22 protein-coding genes and 1 pseudogene are annotated in these 23,277 nt (G+C 68.3%); 7 read left to right on the forward strand and 16 right to left on the reverse strand.

Annotated elements, in window-relative coordinates; translation table 11 throughout:
- From BSE24067_RS24790 to BSE24067_RS24805, 4 genes and pseudogenes are all read left to right on the forward strand, one after another.
- Positions 1-194 (forward strand): annotated as a pseudogene (locus BSE24067_RS24790) (hypothetical protein); the annotation flags it as partial.
- Positions 148-567, forward strand: coding sequence for a hypothetical protein (locus BSE24067_RS24795; RefSeq protein WP_170297467.1), 420 nt, complete (start codon positions 148-150; stop codon positions 565-567). The pseudogene BSE24067_RS24790 and the gene BSE24067_RS24795, both read left to right, overlap by 47 nt.
- A gap of 165 nt (positions 568-732) precedes the next feature.
- On the forward strand, positions 733-900 hold the full coding sequence (locus tag BSE24067_RS24800) for a hypothetical protein (RefSeq protein ID WP_170297466.1): 168 nt from the start codon (positions 733-735) through the stop codon (positions 898-900).
- A gap of 162 nt (positions 901-1,062) precedes the next feature.
- Positions 1,063-1,899: a bifunctional allantoicase/(S)-ureidoglycine aminohydrolase gene (locus tag BSE24067_RS24805; protein WP_151064660.1), complete on the forward strand. Its 837-nt coding sequence runs from the start codon at positions 1,063-1,065 to the stop codon at positions 1,897-1,899.
- A 179-nt stretch (positions 1,900-2,078) separates the two neighbouring features.
- On the opposite strand, the gene BSE24067_RS24810 is transcribed toward BSE24067_RS24805, so the two are convergent.
- On the reverse strand, positions 2,079-2,894 hold the full coding sequence (locus tag BSE24067_RS24810; protein ID WP_151064659.1) for an aminoglycoside phosphotransferase family protein: 816 nt from the start codon (positions 2,892-2,894) through the stop codon (positions 2,079-2,081).
- Positions 2,895-3,121: 227 nt separating this feature from the next.
- Here BSE24067_RS24810 and BSE24067_RS24815 point away from each other — a divergent pair, with 227 nt between their 5' ends.
- Both BSE24067_RS24815 and BSE24067_RS24820 read left to right on the forward strand, forming a co-directional pair.
- Positions 3,122-5,257 (forward strand): penicillin-binding protein 1A, encoded by a 2,136-nt coding sequence (locus BSE24067_RS24815; RefSeq protein WP_151064658.1) that lies wholly within the window; start codon positions 3,122-3,124, stop codon positions 5,255-5,257.
- 8 nt (positions 5,258-5,265) lie between these two features.
- Positions 5,266-5,877, forward strand: coding sequence for a trimeric intracellular cation channel family protein (locus BSE24067_RS24820; RefSeq protein WP_151064657.1), 612 nt, complete (start codon positions 5,266-5,268; stop codon positions 5,875-5,877).
- A 36-nt stretch (positions 5,878-5,913) separates the two neighbouring features.
- Here BSE24067_RS24820 and BSE24067_RS24825 read toward each other — a convergent pair whose 3' ends face one another.
- The 9 genes from BSE24067_RS24825 to BSE24067_RS24865 all read right to left on the reverse strand — a co-directional run bounded on the left by BSE24067_RS24825 (position 5,914) and on the right by BSE24067_RS24865 (position 14,945).
- Positions 5,914-6,744: a heme ABC transporter ATP-binding protein gene (locus tag BSE24067_RS24825; protein ID WP_151064656.1), complete on the reverse strand. Its 831-nt coding sequence runs from the start codon at positions 6,742-6,744 to the stop codon at positions 5,914-5,916.
- A gap of 17 nt (positions 6,745-6,761) precedes the next feature.
- A complete protein-coding gene (locus BSE24067_RS24830; RefSeq protein WP_151064655.1) occupies positions 6,762-7,874 on the reverse strand; it encodes a FecCD family ABC transporter permease in 1,113 nt (370 codons plus the stop codon).
- A gap of 15 nt (positions 7,875-7,889) precedes the next feature.
- Entirely contained in the window at positions 7,890-8,825 is a 936-nt protein-coding gene (locus tag BSE24067_RS24835) for a heme/hemin ABC transporter substrate-binding protein (protein WP_151064654.1), read from the reverse strand.
- Positions 8,822-9,913, reverse strand: coding sequence for a hemin-degrading factor (locus BSE24067_RS24840; RefSeq protein WP_151064653.1), 1,092 nt, complete (start codon positions 9,911-9,913; stop codon positions 8,822-8,824). Before BSE24067_RS24840 ends, BSE24067_RS24835 begins: the two co-directional genes overlap by 4 nt.
- An 82-nt stretch (positions 9,914-9,995) precedes the next feature.
- Positions 9,996-12,272 (reverse strand): TonB-dependent hemoglobin/transferrin/lactoferrin family receptor, encoded by a 2,277-nt coding sequence (locus BSE24067_RS24845; protein ID WP_151064652.1) that lies wholly within the window; start codon positions 12,270-12,272, stop codon positions 9,996-9,998.
- A gap of 237 nt (positions 12,273-12,509) precedes the next feature.
- The gene (locus BSE24067_RS24850; protein ID WP_151064651.1) at positions 12,510-12,737 is read right to left on the reverse strand and encodes a hypothetical protein; all 228 of its coding nucleotides are present in this window, start codon (positions 12,735-12,737) and stop codon (positions 12,510-12,512) included.
- A 71-nt stretch (positions 12,738-12,808) separates the two neighbouring features.
- The gene (locus tag BSE24067_RS24855; RefSeq protein ID WP_151064666.1) at positions 12,809-13,192 is read right to left on the reverse strand and encodes a DUF6232 family protein; all 384 of its coding nucleotides are present in this window, start codon (positions 13,190-13,192) and stop codon (positions 12,809-12,811) included.
- A 112-nt stretch (positions 13,193-13,304) separates the two neighbouring features.
- Positions 13,305-13,565, reverse strand: coding sequence for a DUF2866 domain-containing protein (locus tag BSE24067_RS24860; protein ID WP_059448988.1), 261 nt, complete (start codon positions 13,563-13,565; stop codon positions 13,305-13,307).
- Positions 13,566-13,784: 219 nt separating this feature from the next.
- Positions 13,785-14,945, reverse strand: a complete 1,161-nt coding sequence (locus tag BSE24067_RS24865) for a porin (protein ID WP_151064650.1) — start codon at positions 14,943-14,945, stop codon at positions 13,785-13,787.
- A 308-nt stretch (positions 14,946-15,253) separates the two neighbouring features.
- Between BSE24067_RS24865 and BSE24067_RS24870 the strand changes: the two genes are divergently transcribed.
- Positions 15,254-16,060: a MetQ/NlpA family ABC transporter substrate-binding protein gene (locus BSE24067_RS24870; protein WP_151064649.1), complete on the forward strand. Its 807-nt coding sequence runs from the start codon at positions 15,254-15,256 to the stop codon at positions 16,058-16,060.
- 211 nt (positions 16,061-16,271) lie between these two features.
- On the opposite strand, the gene BSE24067_RS24875 is transcribed toward BSE24067_RS24870, so the two are convergent.
- From BSE24067_RS24875 to BSE24067_RS24900, 6 genes are all read right to left on the reverse strand, one after another.
- A complete protein-coding gene (locus tag BSE24067_RS24875) occupies positions 16,272-17,387 on the reverse strand; it encodes a succinylglutamate desuccinylase/aspartoacylase family protein (protein ID WP_151064648.1) in 1,116 nt (371 codons plus the stop codon).
- Between the two features lie 258 nt (positions 17,388-17,645).
- A complete protein-coding gene (locus BSE24067_RS24880) occupies positions 17,646-18,428 on the reverse strand; it encodes an ABC transporter substrate-binding protein (protein ID WP_151064647.1) in 783 nt (260 codons plus the stop codon).
- 226 nt (positions 18,429-18,654) lie between these two features.
- The gene (locus tag BSE24067_RS24885; RefSeq protein ID WP_170297465.1) at positions 18,655-19,575 is read right to left on the reverse strand and encodes a LysR family transcriptional regulator; all 921 of its coding nucleotides are present in this window, start codon (positions 19,573-19,575) and stop codon (positions 18,655-18,657) included.
- A 237-nt stretch (positions 19,576-19,812) separates the two neighbouring features.
- Positions 19,813-20,418, reverse strand: a complete 606-nt coding sequence (locus BSE24067_RS24890) for a hypothetical protein (RefSeq protein WP_151064646.1) — start codon at positions 20,416-20,418, stop codon at positions 19,813-19,815.
- 239 nt (positions 20,419-20,657) lie between these two features.
- Positions 20,658-22,046: an NCS2 family permease gene (locus BSE24067_RS24895; protein ID WP_151064645.1), complete on the reverse strand. Its 1,389-nt coding sequence runs from the start codon at positions 22,044-22,046 to the stop codon at positions 20,658-20,660.
- Positions 22,047-22,552: 506 nt separating this feature from the next.
- On the reverse strand, positions 22,553-23,230 hold the full coding sequence (locus tag BSE24067_RS24900) for a TetR/AcrR family transcriptional regulator (RefSeq protein WP_151064644.1): 678 nt from the start codon (positions 23,228-23,230) through the stop codon (positions 22,553-22,555).
- Positions 23,231-23,277: the final 47 nt, after the last annotated feature.

Here is a 23,277-nt window from a genome sequence, read left to right on the forward strand (position 1 = left end):
CGCTCGGCGGCGGCGCGGGCACCGCGGCCGGCAACGCAATGGGCGGCCGCACGGGCGGCCTGCTCGGCGCGGCTGTCGGCGGCGGCGCGGGCGCGGCGCTGGGCGGCAACATGTCGCGCAGCTCGTACGAACGCGATCACGGCGATCGTGGCTATCGTCACCGCAAGCATCGCCATCACCGCGACTGGGATTGATCGCCGCGGGCGCGGCACGGTGCGCGGCTTGCGCACCGGCGCGCCCGATGCGTCGGCGCTCGATCCGACGATCCGGCAAACGGCCCGGCGGCCTCAGCCGGGCCGGCAACACCAGCCGCTTTTCTCCGTTCCGCCGTTCATGCCCGGCCCCGCTCGACGGGTTGGCACACTCCTCTCCCACTGTACTTTTCTCCTCGCAGACGTCGTCGCCGGTTGCATCGACATGCACGCGGGCAGGTTCGGTCAATGCCGTTCGATATCCGTCGATCGCGGCGGGGCGATCAAGCTCGGCTTAAGCGAATCGCATGGCATGCGCGCGGCGGTTCTTCATCGTGGGCTTGCCGGCTTCGCGGGCCACGCTCCATCTGCATGAACGGTCGATCGCGACCTGCATGCGCATGCGCGAACGACATGCGCACGTCGTTGTCGCAGGCTGGCGCGTGCGGCGCCTCGTCATCAGGATTTCCTCGCCGGGCGGACCGTCCGCGGCACGCGTTCACCCGCTCCTCGCGGATGGCGGAAGGTAGTGCGAAATCGAATGGAAGTCATCGCAACATTTAATTGGTCGATCGAGAGCGGCTTCGCTATCGTCAACACTGCCCGCGTACGGAATCGAACCGTGGCGTCCTCCGCGCCGCGCCGCATCACCGGCAGTGTGCGCGGCCCGGCCGCCGGAACCAACGGTATCGGCCGCGCCGCCCGCTGAACCGGTCGGACCCGTCGCGCAGCCTGGCCGACCGAACGAAGGCGCCCGCGCCTTCAACCCACTCCGGCAACGACGTCCCGCCGCATGCGTGCCCCACGCACATGCGAACGGCCCGACGCCGTTTGCGCCAGGGGCCGGACCAACCCATAGCCTGGATGCTTTATGTCTAAGACAACGTATTACGCGCCGCATGGCGGCCACCCGCCGCAGACCGACCTGCTGACCGATCGCGCGATGTTCACCGAGGCGTACGCGGTCATTCCGAAGGGCGTGATGCGCGACATCGTCACGAGCTGGCTGCCGTTCTGGACCCACACGCGCCTGTGGGTGATCGCCCGTCCGCTGTCGGGTTTCGCCGAAACCTTCTCGCAGTACATCGTCGAAGTGAATCCCGGCGGCGGCAGCGACAAGCCCGAGCAGGACAAGAACGCCGAAGCCGTGCTGTTCGTCGTCGAAGGCGAAGCCGAGCTGACGCTGCAAGGCAACCAGCACACGCTGAAGCCGGGCGGCTACGCGTTCATTCCGCCGGGCGCCGACTGGACGCTGCACAACGTCAGCGACGCCGCAGTGCGTTTCCACTGGATCCGCAAGCACTACCAGGCCGTGGACGGCATTCCGCTGCCGGAAGCGTTCGTGACCAACGAGCAGGACGTCGAGCCGATCCCGATGCCGGGCACCAACGGCGCGTGGGTGACGACGCGCTTCGTCGACATGAGCGACATGCGTCACGACATGCACGTGAACATCGTGACGTTCGAGCCGGGCGGCGTGATCCCGTTCGCGGAGACGCACGTGATGGAGCATGGGCTGTACGTGCTCGAAGGCAAGGCCGTCTATCGGCTGAACCAGGACTGGGTCGAGGTGGAAGCGGGCGACTTCATGTGGCTGCGCGCGTTCTGCCCGCAGGCCTGCTATTCGGGCGGCCCCGGCCGCTTCCGTTACCTGCTGTACAAGGATGTGAACCGTCACATGAACTTGACGCTGAATCCGGCGCGCTGAGCGTCGCGCGCGTTGGATATGAAAAACCGCCGGTGGATGCCGGCGGTTTTTTCGTTGGCGGCCGCCCGCGACGAGCGCGGTCGCGTTGCCCATCGCGGCGAAATCCGCGCCGACGTTCACGAGGTTGACGATCACGACGGTTCGATGCGGTCGACACGTGGCGGCGGGAGCCGCGCACGCTAATCGCTACGCGTGACGCGTGACTCGCCGAGCTCCGCCGCGGCCAGCATCGCGACTTGCAGGCGCGTTTCGGCCGGCGCTTCGTCCTCCATCAGCCAGATCGCCGACAAGCCGGCCCACGCGAGAATCCACTGCAGCAGCCGGCGCCGGTCCAACTGCGCGGCCTCGGCGACGAGTGCGACGCGCCTTTCGAAGCGCACGCGATCGATCGCGATGTCGTGCTCGGGATTGCAGAACAGGTTCGCGTAATCGAATGCGCGGTCGCCGCGCAAACCCTTCGGATCGATCGCGAGCCAGCCGCGATCGCCGAAATGCAGCACGTTGCCGTGATGAATGTCGCCGTGCAGCACGACTTCGCCGGCGGGCGCATCGGCCAGCAGCCTGTGCGCGGTCGCGGCCGCGCGGCGCAGCACGTCGTCGTCCGTGTCGTGCGACAGCAGTGCGTAGAACCAGTCGTGCAGCGGCACGAGCGCGGGCGGGGCTGGCGCGCGATGCGCATGCAGCCGCGCGACCGCGTGGCACGCGATCCGGATCGCATCGTCGTCGTGACCGGCAGCGGACAAGCCGCCGAGCGTCGGCCCCGGCTGCGCGCGCTCGAGCAGCACGGCGTCGCTGTCGTGCAGCCACACACGCGCGGCGCCGTCGCCGTTCCACCACGTCATCAGCGCATTGCCGCGACGCTCTTCGTCGCAGGTCGCGACCTTCAGCATCGCCGGCCGTGTGTGCCACACGACGGGCAGCACGCCGCCGCTCGCGGTCAGGATCGGGCCGCCGTCAGGAACGAGGCCCCACAGGTCGAGGTATCGATCGAACATCCGACGATGGTACAAGCGAACCGGCTCGCGTGCCGCACGGTCCGCCGTGACGGCCCACACGCGCGGCGTGAGCAGGGCGCCGGCCTTTCCTAAAGAAAATTTAGCCAACCAAACATTGGCTAAAGAATGTTCCGGTATCGGGGCATCCCTCCGACAATGCGCGCCTTCCGTGATCGACGGGCGTCTCTTTCACGCTCGTCTGTCGCCGCATCGAAGAAGGAGCCCGCATGACCGACCACACCCCCGACCCGTCGCCGCCGTCGACCCCGCCTCCCGCGTCGCCGCGCCGCCGCGTCTGGCGCACGCTCGCGGGCGCGCTGCTCGGCCTGACGCTCGCGTGCGCCGGCATCGGCGCCTGGACGATCGATCGCATCTGGACGCAGTTGCCGTCCGTCGAACACCTGGCCGTCTATCGTCCCGCGCTGCCGCTGCGGATCTTTTCGCGCGACGGCGACCTGCTGGCCGAATACGGCGTCGAGCGGCGCGAGTTCGTGCCGCTCGAACGCATCCCGCCGCTGATGCGGCACGCGTTGCTCGCGGCCGAGGACGCGAAGTTCTACGAGCACGGCCCGGTCGATATCGGCGGCCTCGCGCGCGCGACGTTCGCGAATGTCGTGACGGGGCAGCCGGGGCAGGGCGGCAGCACGATCACGATGCAGGTCGCGCGCAACTTCTACCTGACGCGCGACAAGGTGCTGAGCCGCAAGCTCGCCGAGATCCTGATGGCTACCAAGCTCGAACGCGCATACAGCAAGGACAAGCTGCTCGAGCTGTACATGAACGAGATCTATCTGGGCGAGCGCGCGTACGGCTTCGCGGCCGCCGCGCACGTGTACTTCGGCAAGCCGCTCGACGCGCTGAACGCGGGCGAGGCGGCCGTGCTCGCCGGGCTGCCGAAGGCGCCGTCCGCGTTCAACCCGGTCGTCAACCCGGCGCGCGCGACCGCGCGGCGCAACTACGTGCTCGGCCGGATGCATGCGCTCGGCCAGCTCGACGACGCGACGTTTCGCGCGGCTGTCGACGCGCCGATCGCACTGGCGACCACGCCGCCGCCCGGCATCGTCGCGGCGCCGTACGTTGCCGAGCGTGCGCGCCGGATGATGGTCGAGCGGTTTCATGACGACGCGTACACGCTCGGCCTCGACGTGACGACGACGATCTCGATGCGCGACCAGCGCGCGGCCGAAGCCGCGCTCGACCGCACGCTGAGCCGCCAGTCGCGCGCGAAGCGCGACACGCGCCACGCGCTCGAAGGTGCGCTCGTGTCGCTGGACGTCGCGACGGGCGACATGCTCGCGCTGGTCGGCGGCGCGGATTTCAATCGCAACGTGTTCGATCACGCGCTGCAAGCGTATCGCCAGCCGGGGTCGAGCTTCAAGCCGTTCGTCTATTCGGCGGCGCTGGAGAAGGGCTACTTTCCCGGCGTGCTCGTCGACGATACGCAGCGCACGCTCACGCACGCGGAAACCGGCGCGCGGCCGTGGCGTCCGCGCAATTTCGGCAATCGCTACGAAGGCTTCATCCCGGTGCGGCGCGGGCTCGTGCGCTCGAAGAACCTGGTCGCGGTCAGCCTGATGCAGGCCACCGACGCGCGCTACGTGCAGCAGCACGCGGTGCGTTTCGGCTTCGACGCGCAGCGCAACCCGGCGTCGCTGCCGCTCGCGCTCGGCGCGGGCGCGGTGACGCCGCTCGAACTCGCGAGCGCGTACAGCGCGTTCGCGAACGGCGGCGTGCGGATGGTGCCGCGCCTGATCCTGTCGGTGAAGCAGCGTCACGGCGGCGCGCTGTACGAGGCGACCGTGCCGGCGGGCGAGCGGGTCGTGTCGGCGCGCAATGCGTTCGTGATGGACAGCATGCTGCGCGACGTCGTGCGGGCCGGCACCGCGCGCGGCGCACTCGCGCTGCGCCGTGACGACGCGGCCGGCAAGACGGGCACGTCGAACGGGTCGAAGGACGTGTGGTTCGCCGGCTATTCGTCGGGCGTCGTCGCCGTCGCGTGGCTCGGCTACGACACGCCGCGCCCGATGGGGCGCGCGACCGGCGCGACGCTGGCGCTGCCGGTCTGGCTCGACTACATGAAAACGGCGGTCGATGGGCGTACGCCGGTCGATGCGACGCCGCCGCAGGACGTCGCGCTCGTCGACGGCGATTTCGTCTACGCCGAATACACGCGCGGCGCGTGCACGGCCGACGTGCCGGCGTATATCCGCAGCCGCTTTGCGTGCGGCGGCGCGGCGGCCGTCGATGCGCCGGATGCGCCCGGTGCGCCGGCCGACCGCGGCAAGCGCGGCGAACCGATGCCCGCCGCCGTCGATGCGGCCGAGCGCGAACGCGTGCTCGATCTGTTTCGTACCGACGACTGAGCCGCGCGATGCATACGCTTTATCTGATCGCGATCATCGCGGAGGCGATGTCGGGGGCGCTGATGGCGATGCGCCGCGGGATGGACCGCTTCGGGCTCGCGCTTGTCGGCGCGGCGACTGCGCTCGGCGGCGGCACCGTGCGCGACGTGCTGCTCGGTCACTATCCGCTCGGCTGGATCGCGCATCCCGAGTACCTGGTGATTACGCTTGCGGCTGCGACCGTCGCATCGTGGGCCGCGCGGCACGTCGCGCGGATGAAGACGCTGTTCGTCACCGTCGATGCGATCGGTCTCGCGGCGTTCACGATCATCGGCTGCGACGTCGGAGCATCGGCGGGCGCCGCGCCGATCATCGTCGTGCTGGCCGGTGCGATCACCGGCGTGTGCGGCGGGATGCTGCGCGATTTGCTGTGCAACGAGATGCCGCTGATCCTGCGCGAGGAACTGTACGCGAGCGTCGCGTTCGTCACGGGCACGCTGTATGTCGGGGTCCAGCATCTCGGCATCGACGCCGGGTTCGCGACGGTGGTCGCGCTCGCGGCGGGCTTCACGATGCGAATGCTGGCCGTGCGGCTCGGGTGGAAGATGCGCACGTTTGGCGTCGCGGATATCGAGCATTGAGCGGCGTCGTCGTACGCATACGGCGATATGCCCGCGCTACACGGGCACCATCACCGGCGGCGTCTCGTCGCCGGTTTCCACCATCTTCACCGCGAATCCATAGCACTGTGCAATATGCGCGGGCGTCATCACGTCGCGCGGCGCGCCATGCGCGACGATCGTGCCGTCGGCAAGCATTGCGATCGCGTCAGCGTGCCGCGCGGCGAGGTTCGGATCATGGACGATCGCGAGCACGCCGAGCCGCCATTCGCGCGCGAGCGTGCGCACCGTATCGAGCAGCCGGTGCTGATGCGCGAGGTCGAGCGCGGCAGTCGGCTCGTCGAGCAGCAGATAACGCGGCTGCGCGTGCGGCGCATCGTCGTCGGGCCACAGCTGCGCCAGCACCCGCGCGAACTGCACGCGCGCGAGTTCGCCGCCCGAAAGCGTCGTCACGTCGCGGCCGACGAGCGTATCGGCGCCCGCGCGTTCGAGCGCCTGCCACGCGATGTCGCGGTCGTGGTGCGCGATCGCATGTCGGGTGCCGCTGCGTCGCGCGTGCGGATAGCGGCCGAGCAGCACGACTTCGTCGACGCTGAACGGAAATGCCGGTTGCGCCGCCTGCGGCAGCACCGCGCGCAGGCGCGCGAGCCGCGGCGCGTCGATGCGCGCGAGCGGTTCGCCGTTCAGCGTGATGTCGCCCGTCACGCGCACGCCGTTCGGCGCGACGCTGCCGGTCAGCTCGCCGGCCAAGGTCTTCAGCAGCGTGCTTTTACCTGCGCCGTTGCGCCCGAGCAGCGCGGTCACGCGGCCGGGTTCGATCGACAGCGACAGATCGTGCAGAACGACGCGATGCCGGCGCGCGACGTCGAGGTGATGGGCAGTCAGCATGATGAGTGAGCGAAAGGTCAGCCGCCGAGCGCGCCGCGGCTTTTCCACAGCAGCGCGAGAAAGAACGGCGCACCGAGCAGCGCGGTAAGCACGCCGAGCGGAATCTCGGCGGGCGCGGCGGCGGTGCGTGCGGCGAGATCTGCGGCGAGCGTCAGCAGCGCGCCGAGCAGCGCGGCGCCGGGCAGCACGACGCGCTGATCGGGGCCGCACGCGAGGCGCACGCAGTGCGGCGCGACGAGCCCGATGAAGCCGATGATCCCCGCGCAAGACACCAGCGCGCCGACCGCAAGCGCGACCGCGACGAGCACGCGCCGCTTGAGCCGCTGCACGGGCACACCGAGATGCAGCGCTTCGGTCTCGCCGAGCTGCAATGCATTCAGTGCGTCACGCTCGCGCGCGAGCAGCACGCTGCCGATCGCGACGCACGGCCCGACGGCCGCCAGCGTCGACCATTGCGCGCCGCCGAGACTGCCGAGGCTCCAGAACGTCAGCGAACGCAGTTGCGCGTCGTCGGCGACGAACGTGAGCAAGCCGATCGCCGCGCCGACCAGTGCATTGATCGCGATGCCGGCGAGCAGCAGCAGCGGCAGCGCGAGCCGGCCGCGCGACGCGGCCAGCCGGTAGACGAGCGCCGCGACCGCGAGCGCGCCCGCGAATGCGGCCACCGGCAGCGCGGCCGCGCTCACGTGCGCGGCGAACAGCGCGGGGACGAGCACGATCATCGTCGTTGCGCCGAGCGCCGCGCCGCTGGACACGCCGACGAGCCCCGGATCGGCGAGCGGATTGCGAAACAGCGCCTGCATCGCGGCACCGGCTGCGCCGAAGCCGCCGCCGACGAGCAGCGCGAGCGCGACGCGCGGCGCGCGGATGTCGATGAGCACCGCGCGCGCCTGGCGTGCGGCCGGATCGCCTGCGAGCGCGGCCCAGGCTTCCGCGAACGGAATCCGGTATGCGCCCACGCACAGCGCGACGACGGACGTCACACACACGAGGACCGCAAGCACGGCGAGCGCGAACGGCGCAACGCGCCGCGATGCGCCGACGCGCGGGGCACCGGCGTGGGTGTTGGTGTCGGCACCTGCACGCGAGGCCGGTGACGGCGCGGGAAAAGACGAGGCGCGAGCTGGCATCGGAACGATCCGGAATCAGGCGAGCGCATCCGACAGGCGTCGGTGCAGGGTCGTGACGGCGAGCGGCAGGCGCGGGCCGAAGCCGAGCAGGAACAGCGCATCGAGCGACACGACGCGCTGCGCGCGGCCGGCCGGCGTCGCGCCGAAGCCGGGCGCGGCGAGCAGTGCGGCGCGGCCGCCGACGGCCGCGAGCCCTTCATCCGAGATCAGCACGACGTCGGGTGCGGCCGCCGCGAGCGCCTCGGTCGTCAACGGCTTGTAGTGATCGAAACCCTGCATCGCGTTGCGCGCGCCCGCATAGCGGATCATCGCGTCGGCGGCCGTGCGCTGGCCGGCGACGAGCGCCTGGTTGCCGGTATGGTTCAGCACGAACAGCACGCGCGGCTGCGCGCGGCCGCCGGGCGCGCGTGCGGCGACCGCGTCGCGCGCGGCCTGCCAGTCTCGATCGAAGCGTTGCAGCAGCGCGGCACCCGCGTCGCGCACGTCGAGCGCGCGCGCGACGCCGGTGATCTTCGCGCGGACCGAGCCGACGTCGTGGTGCTCGTCGAACGTCGTGATTGCAACGCCCGCGCTTTTCACCTGCGCGATCGCGGCGGGCGGCCCGGCTTCGGCCGATGCGAGCACGAGATCGGGACGCAGCGACAGCAGTCCCTCCGCCGACAGTGCACGTTGATAGCCGACTTTCGGTAGCTGCTTTGCCGCGTCGGGGTACGTGCACGTCGTGTCGGTGCCGACGAGCCGGTAGCCGCGCGCATCGGCGCCGCCGAGCGCGAATGCGGTTTCCGCGAGCGCGCCGCCGATCACGACGACGCGCTTTTGCACGGCGCGATCGGCGCGAGCCGCCCGAGCAGCTTGAGCGAACGTCCGGCCGGACAACCCGCCGGCGAGCGCACCGGCAACCGCGCTCGCGAGTACGATGCGCCGTCGCGGCACGAACGATCGCGCGCTCACCGCGCGTCTCCGCGCGCCGCGCACGGCAGCGTCGCGACGAGCGCGCGCCAGTCGTCGCGTTCGGCGTTGCCCGGCTTGCGCTCGCCGAACAGCAGCGCGACGTGGTCGCCCTGCCGGTCGAACAGCTCGAGCGACGTGACGATGCCGTCGCTCGTCGGCTTCTTCACGACCCATGCGGCGGCGATCAGGTCTTCGCGCACGTGCAGGTTGAAGCCCGGATCGAGGACGTTGATCCACGCGCCAACCTCGCGCACGTTCGCGACGGGGCCCGTATGGATCTGGATCATCCCGGCGTTGCCGACGAACACCATGATCGGCTGGCCGCTTTTTGCGGCCCGTTCGAGCACGTGGCGCAACGCATGCGCGGTTTCGACCGGATATGCGTAGTGCGGATCGGCGAGGCGTAGCGCCTGCATGCGGCTCACGCCGAAGCGCTGCGTGATGCCGAAGAACTGGTGCGTGTCGGTCATCGCAGCCCACGCGGCACGAAAACCGTCGATGTCGATCTCGGTGTCGGCGCGCTCGGGCGTTTTCGCGGCGGCGGGCACGACGTCGAGCCCCGGCTCCTGCGATGCCGCGCGCCAGCGCGCGACGAACGCGTCGTACGCGGCGTGATCGCTGTGCGCGCGCAGGTAGACCTTGTGGATCGCGTGACCTTGCGCGTCGAAGAACTGCAGGCTCTTCAACGGGCCGTGCGCGGTCTCGTCGCGCACGGCGAACGCGGACGCCCAGTGACGATAGAAGATGCGCAGGTCGATGTCGCCGAGTGCGAGGCCGACCGGGCCGTCGTGGCTCATCTGCGCGTACTCGCCGTCTTTCTCGTGGACGGCCGTGTCGTTGCGCGTGAGCGCCATCACGCGGCCGAGGCGCGGCATTTCCTCGAACATCGCCGGAAAGCGCGCGTCGAGCCGCACGACGTGCTCGCCGACGAACGCGGCGAGCGCTTCGCCTTCGCTGACGCCGAGCGCCTGCGCGACGTCGCGGTTGCGCAGCTGGCGCTCGGCCTTGAGCTTGACGAACGCGTCGCGCAATGCGGCGGGCGCGCGGGCGGGCGTGGCCGGCTGACCAGGCAGGGCGGAATGCATCATGTCGGACTCCTTCGGGTAACGGTTGACGCAGGAACGCGCGGCGGCGCGTATCGGAACATCGGAACGGACATCGAAGCGAACATCAGAAATCCACCTTCATGCTGACGGCGACCGTGCGGCCGGGCGACGTATACGCGTCGAGCACCTGCGAATCGGCCGCGATCCCGCGCACGTCCGACCAGTTCCAGTACTTGCGGTCGAACAGGTTGCGGATGCCGATCGACGCGCTCACGTGCTTGTTGAAGCGGTAGCCGCCGCGCAGGTCGACGACGAACGACGACGGCGGCGCGAAGCATGCGTTGTTCGAGCAGTCGGACCGATCGATGTCCTTGTCGCGTTTGGCGGCCTGGAACAGCAGGTCGGTCTGCACGAACCAGCGTTCGCCCGGCTCGTAGCGCACGCCGAACACCGCCGAGAACGGGTTCACCGTGTTCAGCGGCTGGCTCGCCGCGCCGTCGTTCTGCGTCGAGCCCTTCGTGAACGCCATCGCCGTCTTCAGCGTGATGCCGTTCGGCATCACCCATTCGGCGCGGCCTTCGAGCCCGTGGATGCGCGCGTCGGCGAAGTTCACGTACTGGAATACGAACGGGTCGGCCGGGCGGCCGCTGCCCGCGATCGTCGTGCGCGAGATGAAGTTGCGGTAGCGGCCGGTGAACGCGGCCGCGCTGTAGCGCACGACGCCGTAGCCGGTGCCGGCCTTGCCGCGCAGGCCGGCTTCGAACGTGTCGCTGGTTTCCGGCTTCAGGTTCGGATTGCCGATCGACGTGTAGCCGTACACCGGGTTCGAGAAGCTGCTGTTCACCTGGTCGGGCGTCGGCGCACGGAAGCCGTGCGCGTACTGCACGTACGGGATCAGCGCGGGCGCGATCTCGTACAGCACCGCGACACGCGGCGACACTTCGTTCGCGCTCGTCGACACGGCCTTGCCGGTGAACAGCGGATCGTTTTCGGCCGGGCTCAACCGGTACGTGTCGAAGCGCAGCCCCGGCGTGACCAGCAGGCGGCCGTAGCCGATCTGGTCTTGCACGAACGCGCCGAACAGCGTGTAGTCGGTATCGGGAAACGCCTTGTTCGGGAATGCTTCGCCGGCGCCCGGCACCGTGCCGTCGCGCAGATTCGTCACGCGCGACAGGCTGCCGTCCACGCCGTAGAGCAGCTTGTGCGCGAGCGGGCCGGTCGCGAAGCCGCTTTCGGCGAACGCGGAGCCGCCGAACGTGCGTTCCTTGTACTGGTTGTCGCGCGAACGCGAAGGCTGCCTGCCGCGCGTCTCGAACGCGTACTGGTCCTGCTTCGCGTCCTGGTAGTAGAACTGCGCGTGCGCGGTCTGGAACCAGCGGAACGCATCGTCGCGGAAGTCGTAATCGACGCTGAAGCGGTTGCGTTCGAGCCGGTCATGGGTCGTGAGGCCGAGCGTGGCCGGCCGGTTGATCGCCGACAGCACGTCGGTGCTCACGCGCCGCTGCACGGTTTCGGCGGTGAATTTGATCGTGTCGCGCGCGGTGGGCGTCAATACGAGCTTGCCGAGCAGCGATTCCGAATAGACGTCCTGCGGATTCGACGTCGTGCGCCGCGTGCTCGCGGTGTTGTCGCTGCCGCGCGTGTCGACTTCGTGGCCGCGGCGGCCGTCGGCGATGATCATTCCCTGCACGCGGTCGTTGCCGCCGGCGGCCGATACCGTCGCGCCGACGCTGCGATCGGCCGAGTCGTAGCTCGGCCGGAACGAGAAGTAGCGCGGTTTGCCGTAGATCGACAGCAGGTCGCGCGGATCCTTCGTGATGAAGTTCACCGCGCCGGTCAGCCCGTCGCTGCCGTACAGCGCGGAGGCCGGCCCGCGCAGGATCTCGATGCGCTCGAGCATGTCGAGATCCGCGTAGTCGCCGCGGCCGGCTTCGAGCGGACCGAACGAGAACGCGTTCGGCAGGCGGATTCCATCTTCCATCAACAGCACGCGATTGCCTTCGAGGCCACGGATGTTGATGCTCGAATCGCCGTCGCGGCCGCCGCCGAGCGCGGCGCTGCCGGGGCGGTACGCGGTGCGCCGCACCGTGACGCCGGGCTCGTAGCGCAGCGCGTCCTTGATGTTGGCGGCCTGCTGTTCGTCGAGATCGTCGTCCGTGATCACCGACACCGACGCGGCCGTGCGGCTCGCCGCGGTGGCGGTGCGGGTGGCCGTGACGGTGACGGGATCGAGCAGCGCCGCGTCGCCGCGCGCGGCCGCGGCAACGGCAACGGTAGCGGGTGTAGCGGGCGGGTGGGCGCCTTGCGGCGGCGAATCGGCGCAAGCCGGGACGGCGGACAGGCCGAACGCGCCGAACAGCGCGGCACAGATCGGCCGCCGCGCCAGCGAATAGCAATGCACAGGTGGTCTCCCATTGACGATGACTAGCCCGAAGGCTGGCTGGGCGACGTGTTCACCTGGCTGGCCCGTTTGCGCGCGACACGCGGCGAACGGCAAATCGAAAGGCAACTGATAACTTTACCAGTCTAAATGAGAATCATTATCAATACAAGAACGAAAGGCGGCCGGTGCGGACGAACGCCGTCGGCGCGGATCGGGCGATCCGCGCTGGAAGCGCATTTCGGAGAACGGACGCCGTCAGGCCAGCGATTCGATACGAATCAGCAGGTTGCGTGCATGCGCGATGAACGCGTCGTGCGTCGCGCGATCGCCGTGGCCTTCGAAGCCGGACTGCTCGGCGAAAGCGAGCTGCTCCGCGTAGAGGTCGACGAGCGCGCGGCGCCCATCGGGCGGCAGCGTACGGATCATCGACACGAGCAGCAGTTCCTGCGCGCGCAGCATGCCGGACAGCGATTGGGCGTTCATGCCGACCTCCTCGAACGATGCGGCGGCGGGCCGCTCATTTCATGGTAGGCGGTCGGCGCGCGGAGCGGAAATCAGCCGGCGGCCGTCGCGGAGCGGGCGTCGCGCACGACTTGCGCGACGCGTTGGACGAACTCGGCGTCGACGCTCGACAGCGCTTCGCGCTTGCCGTCGGGCATCTCGACCATCAGCCGGTACGTGACGTCCTGCGTGGTCCAGGCAAGATAGCCGACGACGGCGAGCATCACGCCGACGACGAGCGCGGCGCTCGACGCGCCGATGCCGCCGGCGATGGCGGTGGCCACGCCGATCAGCGAAATCAGCGTCGGCACGAGACGATTCTTCGGGATCTTGACGACGTCGACGTCGCGGATGTCACGCAGCGGGAAGACTTGCCCGGCGGCCGACAGGCCGTTGCGCGTGACCATCACGCCGCGTTCGTTGAATGCGTTTTCCATCATGTGGTGCGTGGACGAAAACGCGCAGCGTAGCAGACTTCGTTGCCGCGTCAAACGAGACGGACTGCCGCACGATGCGTGCGGGCCGGGCGTGACGCGGGAAAGCGGGGAGTCAGAACTGCAGCCGGCCGTCGCCGTACAGGCGGCCCGGCACGTGCGACGCGACGACCTCGGCGATCTCTTCGTCGGTCGATTCCGCCGGCACGATCTGACGCCGCGCGGGCGCGTCGAGATGCATCGTCCATTCGACGAGCCGGTACGGGCGGCCCCACGGCCGCTGCATTTCCACCGACACGCGGCAGCTCTGGACGGGAAGCGAATGCTGGCGCGTCAGAATCGCGTGCAGATGGCTGAAAACGGTATCTTCGATCATCTTGGCCTCCGATCCTGTCTTGCGGGCAGTTTGATGGCGGTGCCGTAGTAGTTCAAAAAAAAAGCCGCCGATGCTCAGGCGGCCAACAGGGGGGGTGAGAGCATCGTCTCAGCCCAGAATTAAGCGAAACTTAAAAGCCCATAAAAAAGCGCCCCGCGGGGAGCGGGGCGCCTGTTGCCGTCGTGATCCGCGTGAGAAGCGGACAGTCAAGCGAATGCTTTAGAACTTGTGACGGATACCGACACGAGCGGCCAGCTGGTTCGACGAACCGTTGCCCGACGTGTTGAAGTAGCTCGTGCTCGAACCGATCTGCGCCTGCACGTTGTTGCCCGACGCCTTCTGGTAGACGACCAGGCCGTACACGTCCGTCCGCTTGCTGAGCGCGTAGTCGAGGCCCAGGTTGCCCTGGTTCCAGTGCGCCGAGCTGCCGCTTTGCGTCGCGTTCGTGTACGTGTAGCCCGCCGCTGCCGACAGCGCCGGCGTGAACGCATACTTCACGCCTGCTTCGTATGCGTTGTAGAACGTGCCCGACGCGCCTGCGGCGATCGGGGTGAACTGCGTGCGCGTCCACAGCAGCCATGCCGTTGCCGGGCCGAAGATGTAGCGGCCGCCGACGCCGTACGTGCGCAGGTCGCGGATGTTCGTCAGCGCGATGTTCGCGATCGACGTCGAGAATGCCGGCGTCGACTGGCTCGGGAAGCGGATGTCCGTGTATGCGGCGCCGAGCGCGAACGGGCCGTTCGCGTAGTTCAGGCCGAAGCTGTATGCGCGCGACGAGCCTGCCGTCGTCGTGGTGCCCGTCGTCGTCGCCGGTGCGCCGGCGAAGTCGGTCGAGTTCGAGAAGCCGTACAACGCGCCGAACGTGAAGCCCGCGTAGTTCGCGCTCTGGAACTTCACCGCGTTGTTGATGCGGCTCGACGTGAGCTGGTCGATGTCGTTCACGTGGTAAGCGTAGTTACCCGCGACCGTGTTGCCGCCCGTCGAGTAGTTCGAGCCGAGGATGTCGGTCGAGAACGAGTACTGGCGGCCGAACGTGACCGTGCCGTATTGCGCCTGGCTCAGGCCGACGTAGGCCTGGCGGCCGAAGATCGCGCCGCCCTGGCCGATCGTGCCGTTACCGCTGTTGAAGCCGTTTTCGAGCACGAAGATCGCCTTCAGGCCGCCGCCGAGGTCTTCGGTGCCGCGCAGGCCCCAACGGCTGCCTTGGGCCACGCCGTCGTCGTACTTGAACAGCTTGCCGCTGCCGCCGTTCGCGGTCTTGCTGTGGTTCACGTAGCTGATACCGGCGTCGATCACGCCGTACAGGGTGACGCTGCTTTGTGCGTGTGCCGCGCCGGCCGTTGCTGCGAGGATGGCGATGGTCAACAGTTTCTTGTTCAAAGGATTCTCCGAGCGAATGAATGGCGTGTCCCAGTTGCGGTTCCGGCGCTCTCTACGGGCGCTTTCGCGGACCGGTCGCAACTTTATCGGCGGGCCACGTAATGAATATGACAGCGACTGTCATATGACGAATGTGTGGTGCCGATGCGACACCGGATTGTGCCCGGTTGTACAGCAGGGAGTTATACCGATTCCGCCTGAGATTCGATCGGGATCGGGAATATGCACATGAAATAAGTTTGGTTGGTGCGGCTCCGGTGTCGTGCCACGATGCGCGCTTCAACAACGACACGGGAGAAGAGGACACCATGCGACGTTCGATCCTGACCGGCCTCGGCGCGCTTGCCGCCGCGCTGGCCTTTGCCGCGCCCGGCGCGCACGCCGAATCGCAAACGCTGAAGATCGGCACGATGAGCGGCCCCGACGCGCAGATCTGGACCGAGGTGACGAAAGTCGCCGCACGCGAAGGGCTCGCGATCAAGGTCATCGAATTCAACGACTACGTGCAGCCGAACGCGGCGCTCGACGCGGGCGACCTCGACGCGAACGGCTTCCAGCACCAGCCGTTTCTCGACAGCCAGATCAAGCAGCGCGGCTACAAGATCGTCAACGTCGGGCTGACGTACACGGCGCCGATGGGCTTCTATTCGAAGAAGCTCAAGTCGCTGAAGGACTTGCCGACGGGCGCGAAGGTCGGGATCCAGAACGATCCGTCGAACGGCAACCGTGCGCTGCTGCTGTTGCAGAAATACGGGGTGATCAAGTTGAAGGCGGGTGTCGGCACGAACGGCGTGAACGCGACGCCGCTCGACGTCGCCGAGAATCCGAAGAAGATCAAGATCGTCGAGCTCGACGCCGCGCAACTGCCGCGCGCGCTGCCGGATCTCGACGCGGCATCGATCAACACCGACTACGCGGTGAAGGCCGGACTCACGCCGGTGAAGGATGCGATCGCGATCGAGGATCTGCGCGGGCCGTACGCGAACCTGATCGCGGTGCGCGCGCAGGACAAGGACAAGCCGTGGGTGAAGAAGCTCGTCGCGGCCTATGAATCGAACGATGTGCGGAAGTTCATCGACCAGAAGTTCGGCGGCGCGATCGTGCCGGCATTCTGAGCGCCGATAGCCGACGCGCAAGCCGCGACCCGCGGCCGGCCGTGTCGGCGGGCATCCCGCCAGGCCGAAAAGCAAATCGCCCGCGCAAGCGGGCGATTTCGTTGGTGCGCGCGGTGAGGCGGCGCGCCGGTGGCCGGGGCCGCCCGGCACGCTCGGGCCGGCAGTACCCGGGCCGACAGCACCCAGGCCGGCCGACCTGGGTTCCCGGCGCTCACGCCGACAGCAGCGACCCGGTGCGAATCGGCGTCGCGCCGGCGATGCGCGCGACTTCCATTCCGGCCGTCGCGAAGCGCACGACCTGACGTGCGTACAGCACGCCGGACACGCTGCTCTTCAGCGTGATCACGCGATCGCTCAGTGGATCGACGATGTCGGCCACTTCCTGGCCGGCCTCGATCCACGCGCCGACCGGCGTGCGGAACACGATCACGCCGGATACCGGCGCGACGAGCGGATCGGTGCCCGCGAGCGGCGTGGCCGGATGCGCGAGCGGCGGCAGCGGGGCGGGCGTGCCGTCGATCACGCCGCGCTCGGTCAGGTATTCGACGATCGCCTGCGCGTCCTTTTCGGCGAACTCGTACGACACGTCGCGCTCGCTGCGCAGTTCGACCGTGACCGAAATCGCGCCGTTCGGGATCGGGAAACGATCGCCGAAGCGGCTGCGCAGATCCGACCAGCAGAAGCTGTGGATCTCGTCGAACGGATTGCCGACCGAATTCAGCGCGAGCAGCGACGCCTGCGCATCGAGGTAGCGCGCCAGCGGTTCGACGTCTTCCCACAGGTCGGGATTCGTGTACAGGTGCATCACCGCGTCGTTGTCGCAATGCAGGTCGAGCACGATGTCGGCGTCGAACGACAGCTTCTGCAGCGCAAGGCGTTGCGACTCAAGCTCGGTGCGCGGCTTCTGTTGGTCGAGCGCCTCGCGCATCGCGGCGCGTACCGCGGCGACGTTGCGCTGCGCGTCGTTCGTCAGGCGGCCTTCGATGCGCGGCAGCACGAGCGCGGCGAGGTCGTGGAAATTGCGGTTGAAATTCTGCATCGAGCCGAGCTCGAAGCGGCCGAGGTGATCGCCGAACACGTGCTGCGACAGGCCGATCGGGTTCGGCACCGGCACGATGACCACTTCGCCGCGCAGCTTGCCGGCCGTCTCGAGCGCGGCGATCTTGCGGCGCAGCAGCGCGGCGACCAGCATGCCGGGCAGTTCGTCCGCATGCAGCGACGACTGGATGTAGACCTTCCTGCCGCCGCGCGGGCCGTAGTGGAAGCTCGTGATCTGGCGTTCGGTGCCGATGGCGGGGGAAATCAGCGGATGGGTCTGCGTTTGCATGATGAGGGGAGGGCGGCGCAGCCGCGAGTGATCCGGTATGCGGGGAAGATCGATTGTACGTTGCCTGCCGCGAACCTATCAAACCGGTTCGCGGGCACGTCGTTTTCCGTTTCGAATCATCGTGTTGGCGCGTAAAAAATAACGCGGCCGCAGCCCTTCGCGGGTGCGCTTTCGGCAACTTCCTGACGCCGCGCGCAAAAAAAACGGGCTCCATACGGAGCCCGTCTGCGCGGATGAGAAGCGCGCTTTTACGCGGTATTACTTGCCGTACACGTCGAAATCGAAGTACTTCTTCGCGATCTTCTGGTACGTGCCGTCCTTGCGCATGGCCGCGATCGCGCCGTCGATCTTCGCCTTCAGGTCGGTGTCTTCCTTGCGCAGACCGATGCCGGCGCCTTCGCCGAGCGTCTTCGGATCGTCGAGATCCTTGCCGGCGAAATCGAAGTTCGCGCCGCGCGGCGTCTTCAGGAAGCCGATTTCAGCCTGCACCGCGTCCTGCAGCGCGCCGTCCAGACGGCCCGAGATCAGGTCCGCGTAGACCTGGTCCTGGTTCTGGTAAGGCACGACCGTGACGCCCTTCGGCGCCCAGTACGTCTTCGCGTAGGTTTCCTGGATCGTGCCCTGCTCGACGCCGACCGACTTGCCCTTCAGCGATTCGGCCGTCGGCATCAGGCCGGCGCCCTTCTTCGTGACGAGACGCGTCGGGGTGTTGAACAGCTTCGACGAGAACGCGATCTGTTCCTGGCGCGCCGGCGTCATCGACATCGACGACAGCACGCCGTCGAACTTGCGAGCCTTCAGTGCCGGGATCATCCCGTCGAAGTCGTTTTCGATCCACACGCACTTCGCGTTGATGCGACGGCAGATTTCGTTGCCGAGATCGACGTCGAAGCCGACCACCTTGCCGTCAGGCCCTTTCGACTCGAAAGGCGGGTAGCTTGCGTCGACGCCGAAGCGTACGGTCGTCCAGTCCTTTGCATAAGCAGTGCCGGCCGATACGGCGAGCAGGGCCACGGTCACAGCCGCAAGAATCTTTTTCACTCGGTGACTCCTCGTTTTGTTCGATGGGTGCGCGGTTGTGCCGCGCCGTAAGCCTTCGGCCCGGCGCGGTTTCGTGCCGGACTGTCCGTTTCGCCTGCCCGATGCGGGCGCGCGACGTGCGCAAGATTATCAAGACAAAATACCGGCAGGGCGCCTAGGACATGCCCCGATACCGGACCGGACGGCCGCGCATGCGCCGCGCGACCGTTTCAGACCAAGGAACGATTCAACCGAGCGTTTCGTTGACCGCGCGCTGCAGGCACGTGACGAATCGGGATACGGCGGGCGTCGGCAGCAGGTCGCGCCGCGCGATGATCGACAGGTCGAAGCGCGGCATGCTTTCGTCCAGCTCGGCCGTGCGGATGCCGAGCGGCGCCACCATCGCGGCCAGCGGGCGCGTGAAGCAGCCGATCACGTCGGAGCGCGCGACGAGCCCGAGCGTCACCGCGAACGACATCGGCGAGCGCAGCAGACGCTTGGGCAGCGGCAGCCCGCGCGCCTCGAACATCGCGGTCATCACGCTGTGCGGAAACTGTTCGGCGCCGACCGTCACGATCCACTCGGCGTCGAGCAAATCCTCTAACCGGCGCGCATGAGCAAGCGGGTGGCCTTCGCGCATCGCGACCGTGAATTCGGTCGACAGCAGCGGCACTTGCGTGAAATCGCGGTCGAGCGCGGGCACATGGTGCATTGCAGCGATGTCCAGCGTGCCGTTGCGCAGCTGCGCGAGCGCGTCGGGCACCGTCACTTCCTCGAGATGCAGGCTCACGTTCGGCATCGACCGGCGAAACGCGGTGACGGCGTGCGGCAGCGCGGTCAGTGCGATCGACGGCATCGTGCCGACCGCGACGCGCCCCGACATTTCGCCTTTCACCTGCTCGACGGCCTCGACGGTGCGGCGCATGTCGCCGAGCAGTTGCTCCGCGCGCGGCAGCAGCGCATGGCCGCACGCGGTCAGCTCGACGCCGCGTACGCTGCGCGCGAGCAGCTCGGCGTTCAGCGCCGTTTCGAGTTCGCGGATCGTATGCGTGATCGCGGGCTGCGTGACGCCGAGCTCGCGTGCGGCGGCGCGCAGGCTCTTGTGATGCGCGGCGGAGACGAACGCCTGGAGCTGCGCGATGTTCAGGTGGTTGCGGATGCGGGTCATCGGTCGGTCGGATCTGGCGGCGGGCGGGGCGCCGGCGCGAAGACCGATAGGGTAGCGCGCCGCGACGTGAGGCGCCGGACGAACAAAATTCGTGGAAGCGTGCGCACGTCACGTGTTCGCGGCTTCACGCGGCAACCGTTCAGGATTGCAAATGGCGACGCATGGGCGTTCGTGACGCTGTCGGGGATGCGCGGCGAGGCGACGTGTGACCGAGCCGGGTCGAGCGCTGGCCGCGTATCAGCCGAGCGCCAGTTCGACGGCGGCGAGCGTGCGGCGGCGGATCCACCCGCTGCCGAGCCGGATCGCAAGCCAGTAAGGCAGGAACAGCATCCGCGTACGCGGGCTCGGACAGTGGACGAACGTTTCGGTGCGCAGCAGACGCGCGCCCGACGGCAGTCCGACCACCTCGAACCGGAGCACCAGCTTTGCGTCGTCGGGATCGTCGTGACGGACGAAGGCTGCGGCGTCCGCGATCGTCCGTACGTCGGGCGCCGGGCGCCAGAAGCGGCCGACGAGCCCGAGCGACAGCGACGTGCCGTCGCGATGCAGCAGCGTGAACGCATCGAAGCCGAAGCGGGCGGGCGCGGCTTCGGCGGGCCGGGTGCGCAGCGCCCGGGCAATGGCCGCCGGCAATTCCCGTACAGCGAGCAGCGCGTCGATCACCGGATCGGCGCGCATGTCGAGCGCGGCCACCGCGTCGATGATGCGCGAAGGCGGCGCGTCGATCGGCCGCGATTCGTGAACTTCGACGAAGCCGAACGACGGGATGAAAGGCGGCTTGCGCGCCGCGGTTCGCGTGTCGGATTCGGAGACGATGCCGAACGGATTGCCGAACGGATTCATGGCGGTTCAGGAGTACAAAGCGCGATCGTAGCACCGCATGAGCATTCGCGATGCGACGGGACACGGACGGCCTCGGCCTTTGCCGGACGGCGCCGCACAACGGCGTTCCGCGCCGGCAAAAAAGGCCCGGAAACATGCGTTCCCAGGCCTGGAGGCCATCAATGACGATGGTGGAGGAGACGGTGCCGCCCCGGTGCGCGCCCGCGTGTATCGCGAGCGACGTCGCGCATGTCCGGCGCTCAGATCGCCCAGCCGCCGAGGTAGAACGTGACGAGCACGACCGCGATGAGCACGGTGCCGACGTTGAGCTTGCGGAATTCGCCGCTGGCGACGCGGCCGATCACGAGCGTCGAGAAGCCGAGCATGATGCCCGTCACGATGTTCGCGGTCAGCACGATGAACACCGCGCACACGAGGCCCGACATCGCGTCGACCATGTCGTCCATGTGCAGCTTGCTCACGCTGCCGAGCATCAGCAAGCCGACGTACATCAGCGCGGGCGCCGTTGCATACGACGGCACGAGCCCCGCGAGCGGCGAGAAGAACATCACGACCAGGAAGAGCAGGCCGACCACCGCGGCCGCGAGGCCCGTCTTCGCGCCGGCGGCCACGCCGACGCTCGACTCGATGTAGGCCGCCGCCGGCGCGCCGCCGAGGAAACCGGAGAAGATCGAGCTGACCGAATCGGCGGTCAGCGCGCGGCCGCCGTTGACGATGCGGCCGTTCTCGTCGAGCTGGCCCGCCTGGCCCGCGACCGCGCGGATCGTGCCGGTCGCGTCGAACACGGCCGTCATCACGAGCGCGAGCACGCTCGGCAGCACGGCCATCGACAGCGCGCCCCTGACGTCCATCGCGCCGATCAGCGATGCGTGGCCCGGCGCGCTCAGCGACGGCAGCGCGAACACGCCGCGATACTTCACCGCCGGATCGAACGCGAGGCCGATCAGCGAGATCGCGACCACGACGAGCAGGATGCCGCCCGGCACGCGCCGCTTCTCGAGCCCGAAGATCGCGGCGAGGCCGACGACCGACATGATGACCGGGAACGCGGTGATCTGGCCGAGCGAGACCGGCAGGCCCGCACCGGGGTTCTTGATCACGAGGCCGACGTCGTTCGATGCGATCAGCAGCAGGAACAGGCCGATGCCGATTCCGGTGCCGTGCGCGACGCCCGCGGGCAGGTTGCGCAGGATCCACGAGCGCACGCCGGTGATCGAGATGCCGGTGAACACGACGCCCATCAGGAACACGGCGCCGAGTGCGACGCTCGGGTGCAGGCCCTTGCCGAGCACGAGGCCGAACGCGGTGAACGCGGTCAGCGAAATCGCGCAGCCGATCGCGACCGGCAGCTTCGCCCACAGGCCCATCAGCAGCGAACCGAACGCGGTGGTCAGACAGACCGCGACGAATACCGCGCTCGTGTCGAAGCCGGCCTTGCCGAACATGCCGGGCACGACGAATACGGAATAAACCATCGCGAGGAATGTGGTCACGCCCGCGACGATTTCACGCCGCTGCGTGCTGCCGCGCGACGAAATGCCGAAGTACCGGTCGATGACTCCCGTGGTGCCGAGGTCCGTTTCTTCCGCGCCGACGCCGATCGTCGGCTGCACCGGGGTATCACTCATGAGCTTGCTCCTTTATCAGCATGCTGAAACGGACCGCGCGGACCGTCGTCAGGGTGTCTCGTATCTGGTTGAAGTTATCGGCAACGTCGTGGGGACGCATGACGCGCGATGCGTGTCGTCGTACGCGCTTCGAAGGGCGCGCCGAGGTCGCGTCGTGCGGCGCGTGGTGCGGTCGACCGCGTCGCGAGCGCTTTGCCGTAGCGAAGGTTAGGCGAACGCGTCATCGCGTCCCATTGGAGGACGAGCATGCAGCGCATGTCGCAACGCTTATATCGGCGTGCAACGGGGCTTCGTCGGCGCGGAACGCGTGTATACGCCTAGTTCGGATCCGTTAAGGCGATTATTTGAATGCCGGGCCGGCGGGGCGGGGCCGGGCATCGCGTCTTACTAATGTCTTTCGACTCGGCCGTGCACGGCATCGAAGCGGTCGCGCGCGGCTCGCATCCGGATCGCACGGGCGGGCCGCGCGCGCATGCGCCGTGCGGGGCGACCCGGTCCGCCGGGCGTCAACCGCGCGCCAGCTGCGCGAGGTACGCGTCGAACATGTCGGCCATCGCGTCCGAGAACGCGTCGATTTCCGCGGCCGTGCGCGGGGTTTCGGAGAACGCCTTGCCGACCGACGTCAGCGTCGTCATGACCAGTTCGCACGCGAGCGCATGCGCGGCGTCGGACACGCCGGGCAGCGCTTCGCGCATGAATGCGCTGAAGACCCGGTTGCCCTCGGCCTTCACTTCCCGTGCCTCGGGGGCGTCGCGATAGAGCGGCGCGGCGTCGTCGAGCGCAGTGCGCATCGGCGCCTCGTCGCATTCGGACCGGATGAATGCGTGGACGGCAGTGCGCAGCCGCTCGGCCGGCGTCTTGCGCGTGTCCTCCAGCATCTCGCACAGCATTCCGGACGTCTGCCGCCATTCGTCGTGCTGGAGCCGGAACAGTACCGCCGCCTTGTTCGGGAAGTACTGATACAGCGAGCCGACGCTCACGCCCGCACGCTCGGCGACACGCGCCATCGTGAAGCGTTGCGCGCCTTCGGCCGCCAAAACCTGAATAGCGGCCTCCAGCACGGCATCGACGAGCTGGGCCGAGCGGGCCTGCCGAGGCTGTCTACGCGAGGCGATCGGGGCGTTGCGGCGTTGAGTCATGACGGGTCGGCCAATGCGAATAGTAAAACATGAATAGTTCGTCATATTCTACCTGGGCGCACTGACGCACTCAACCTGACACCGGAGATTCG

The organism is Burkholderia latens (genome assembly GCF_902499045.1).
GTDB classification, from domain to species: Bacteria; Pseudomonadota; Gammaproteobacteria; order Burkholderiales; family Burkholderiaceae; genus Burkholderia; species Burkholderia latens.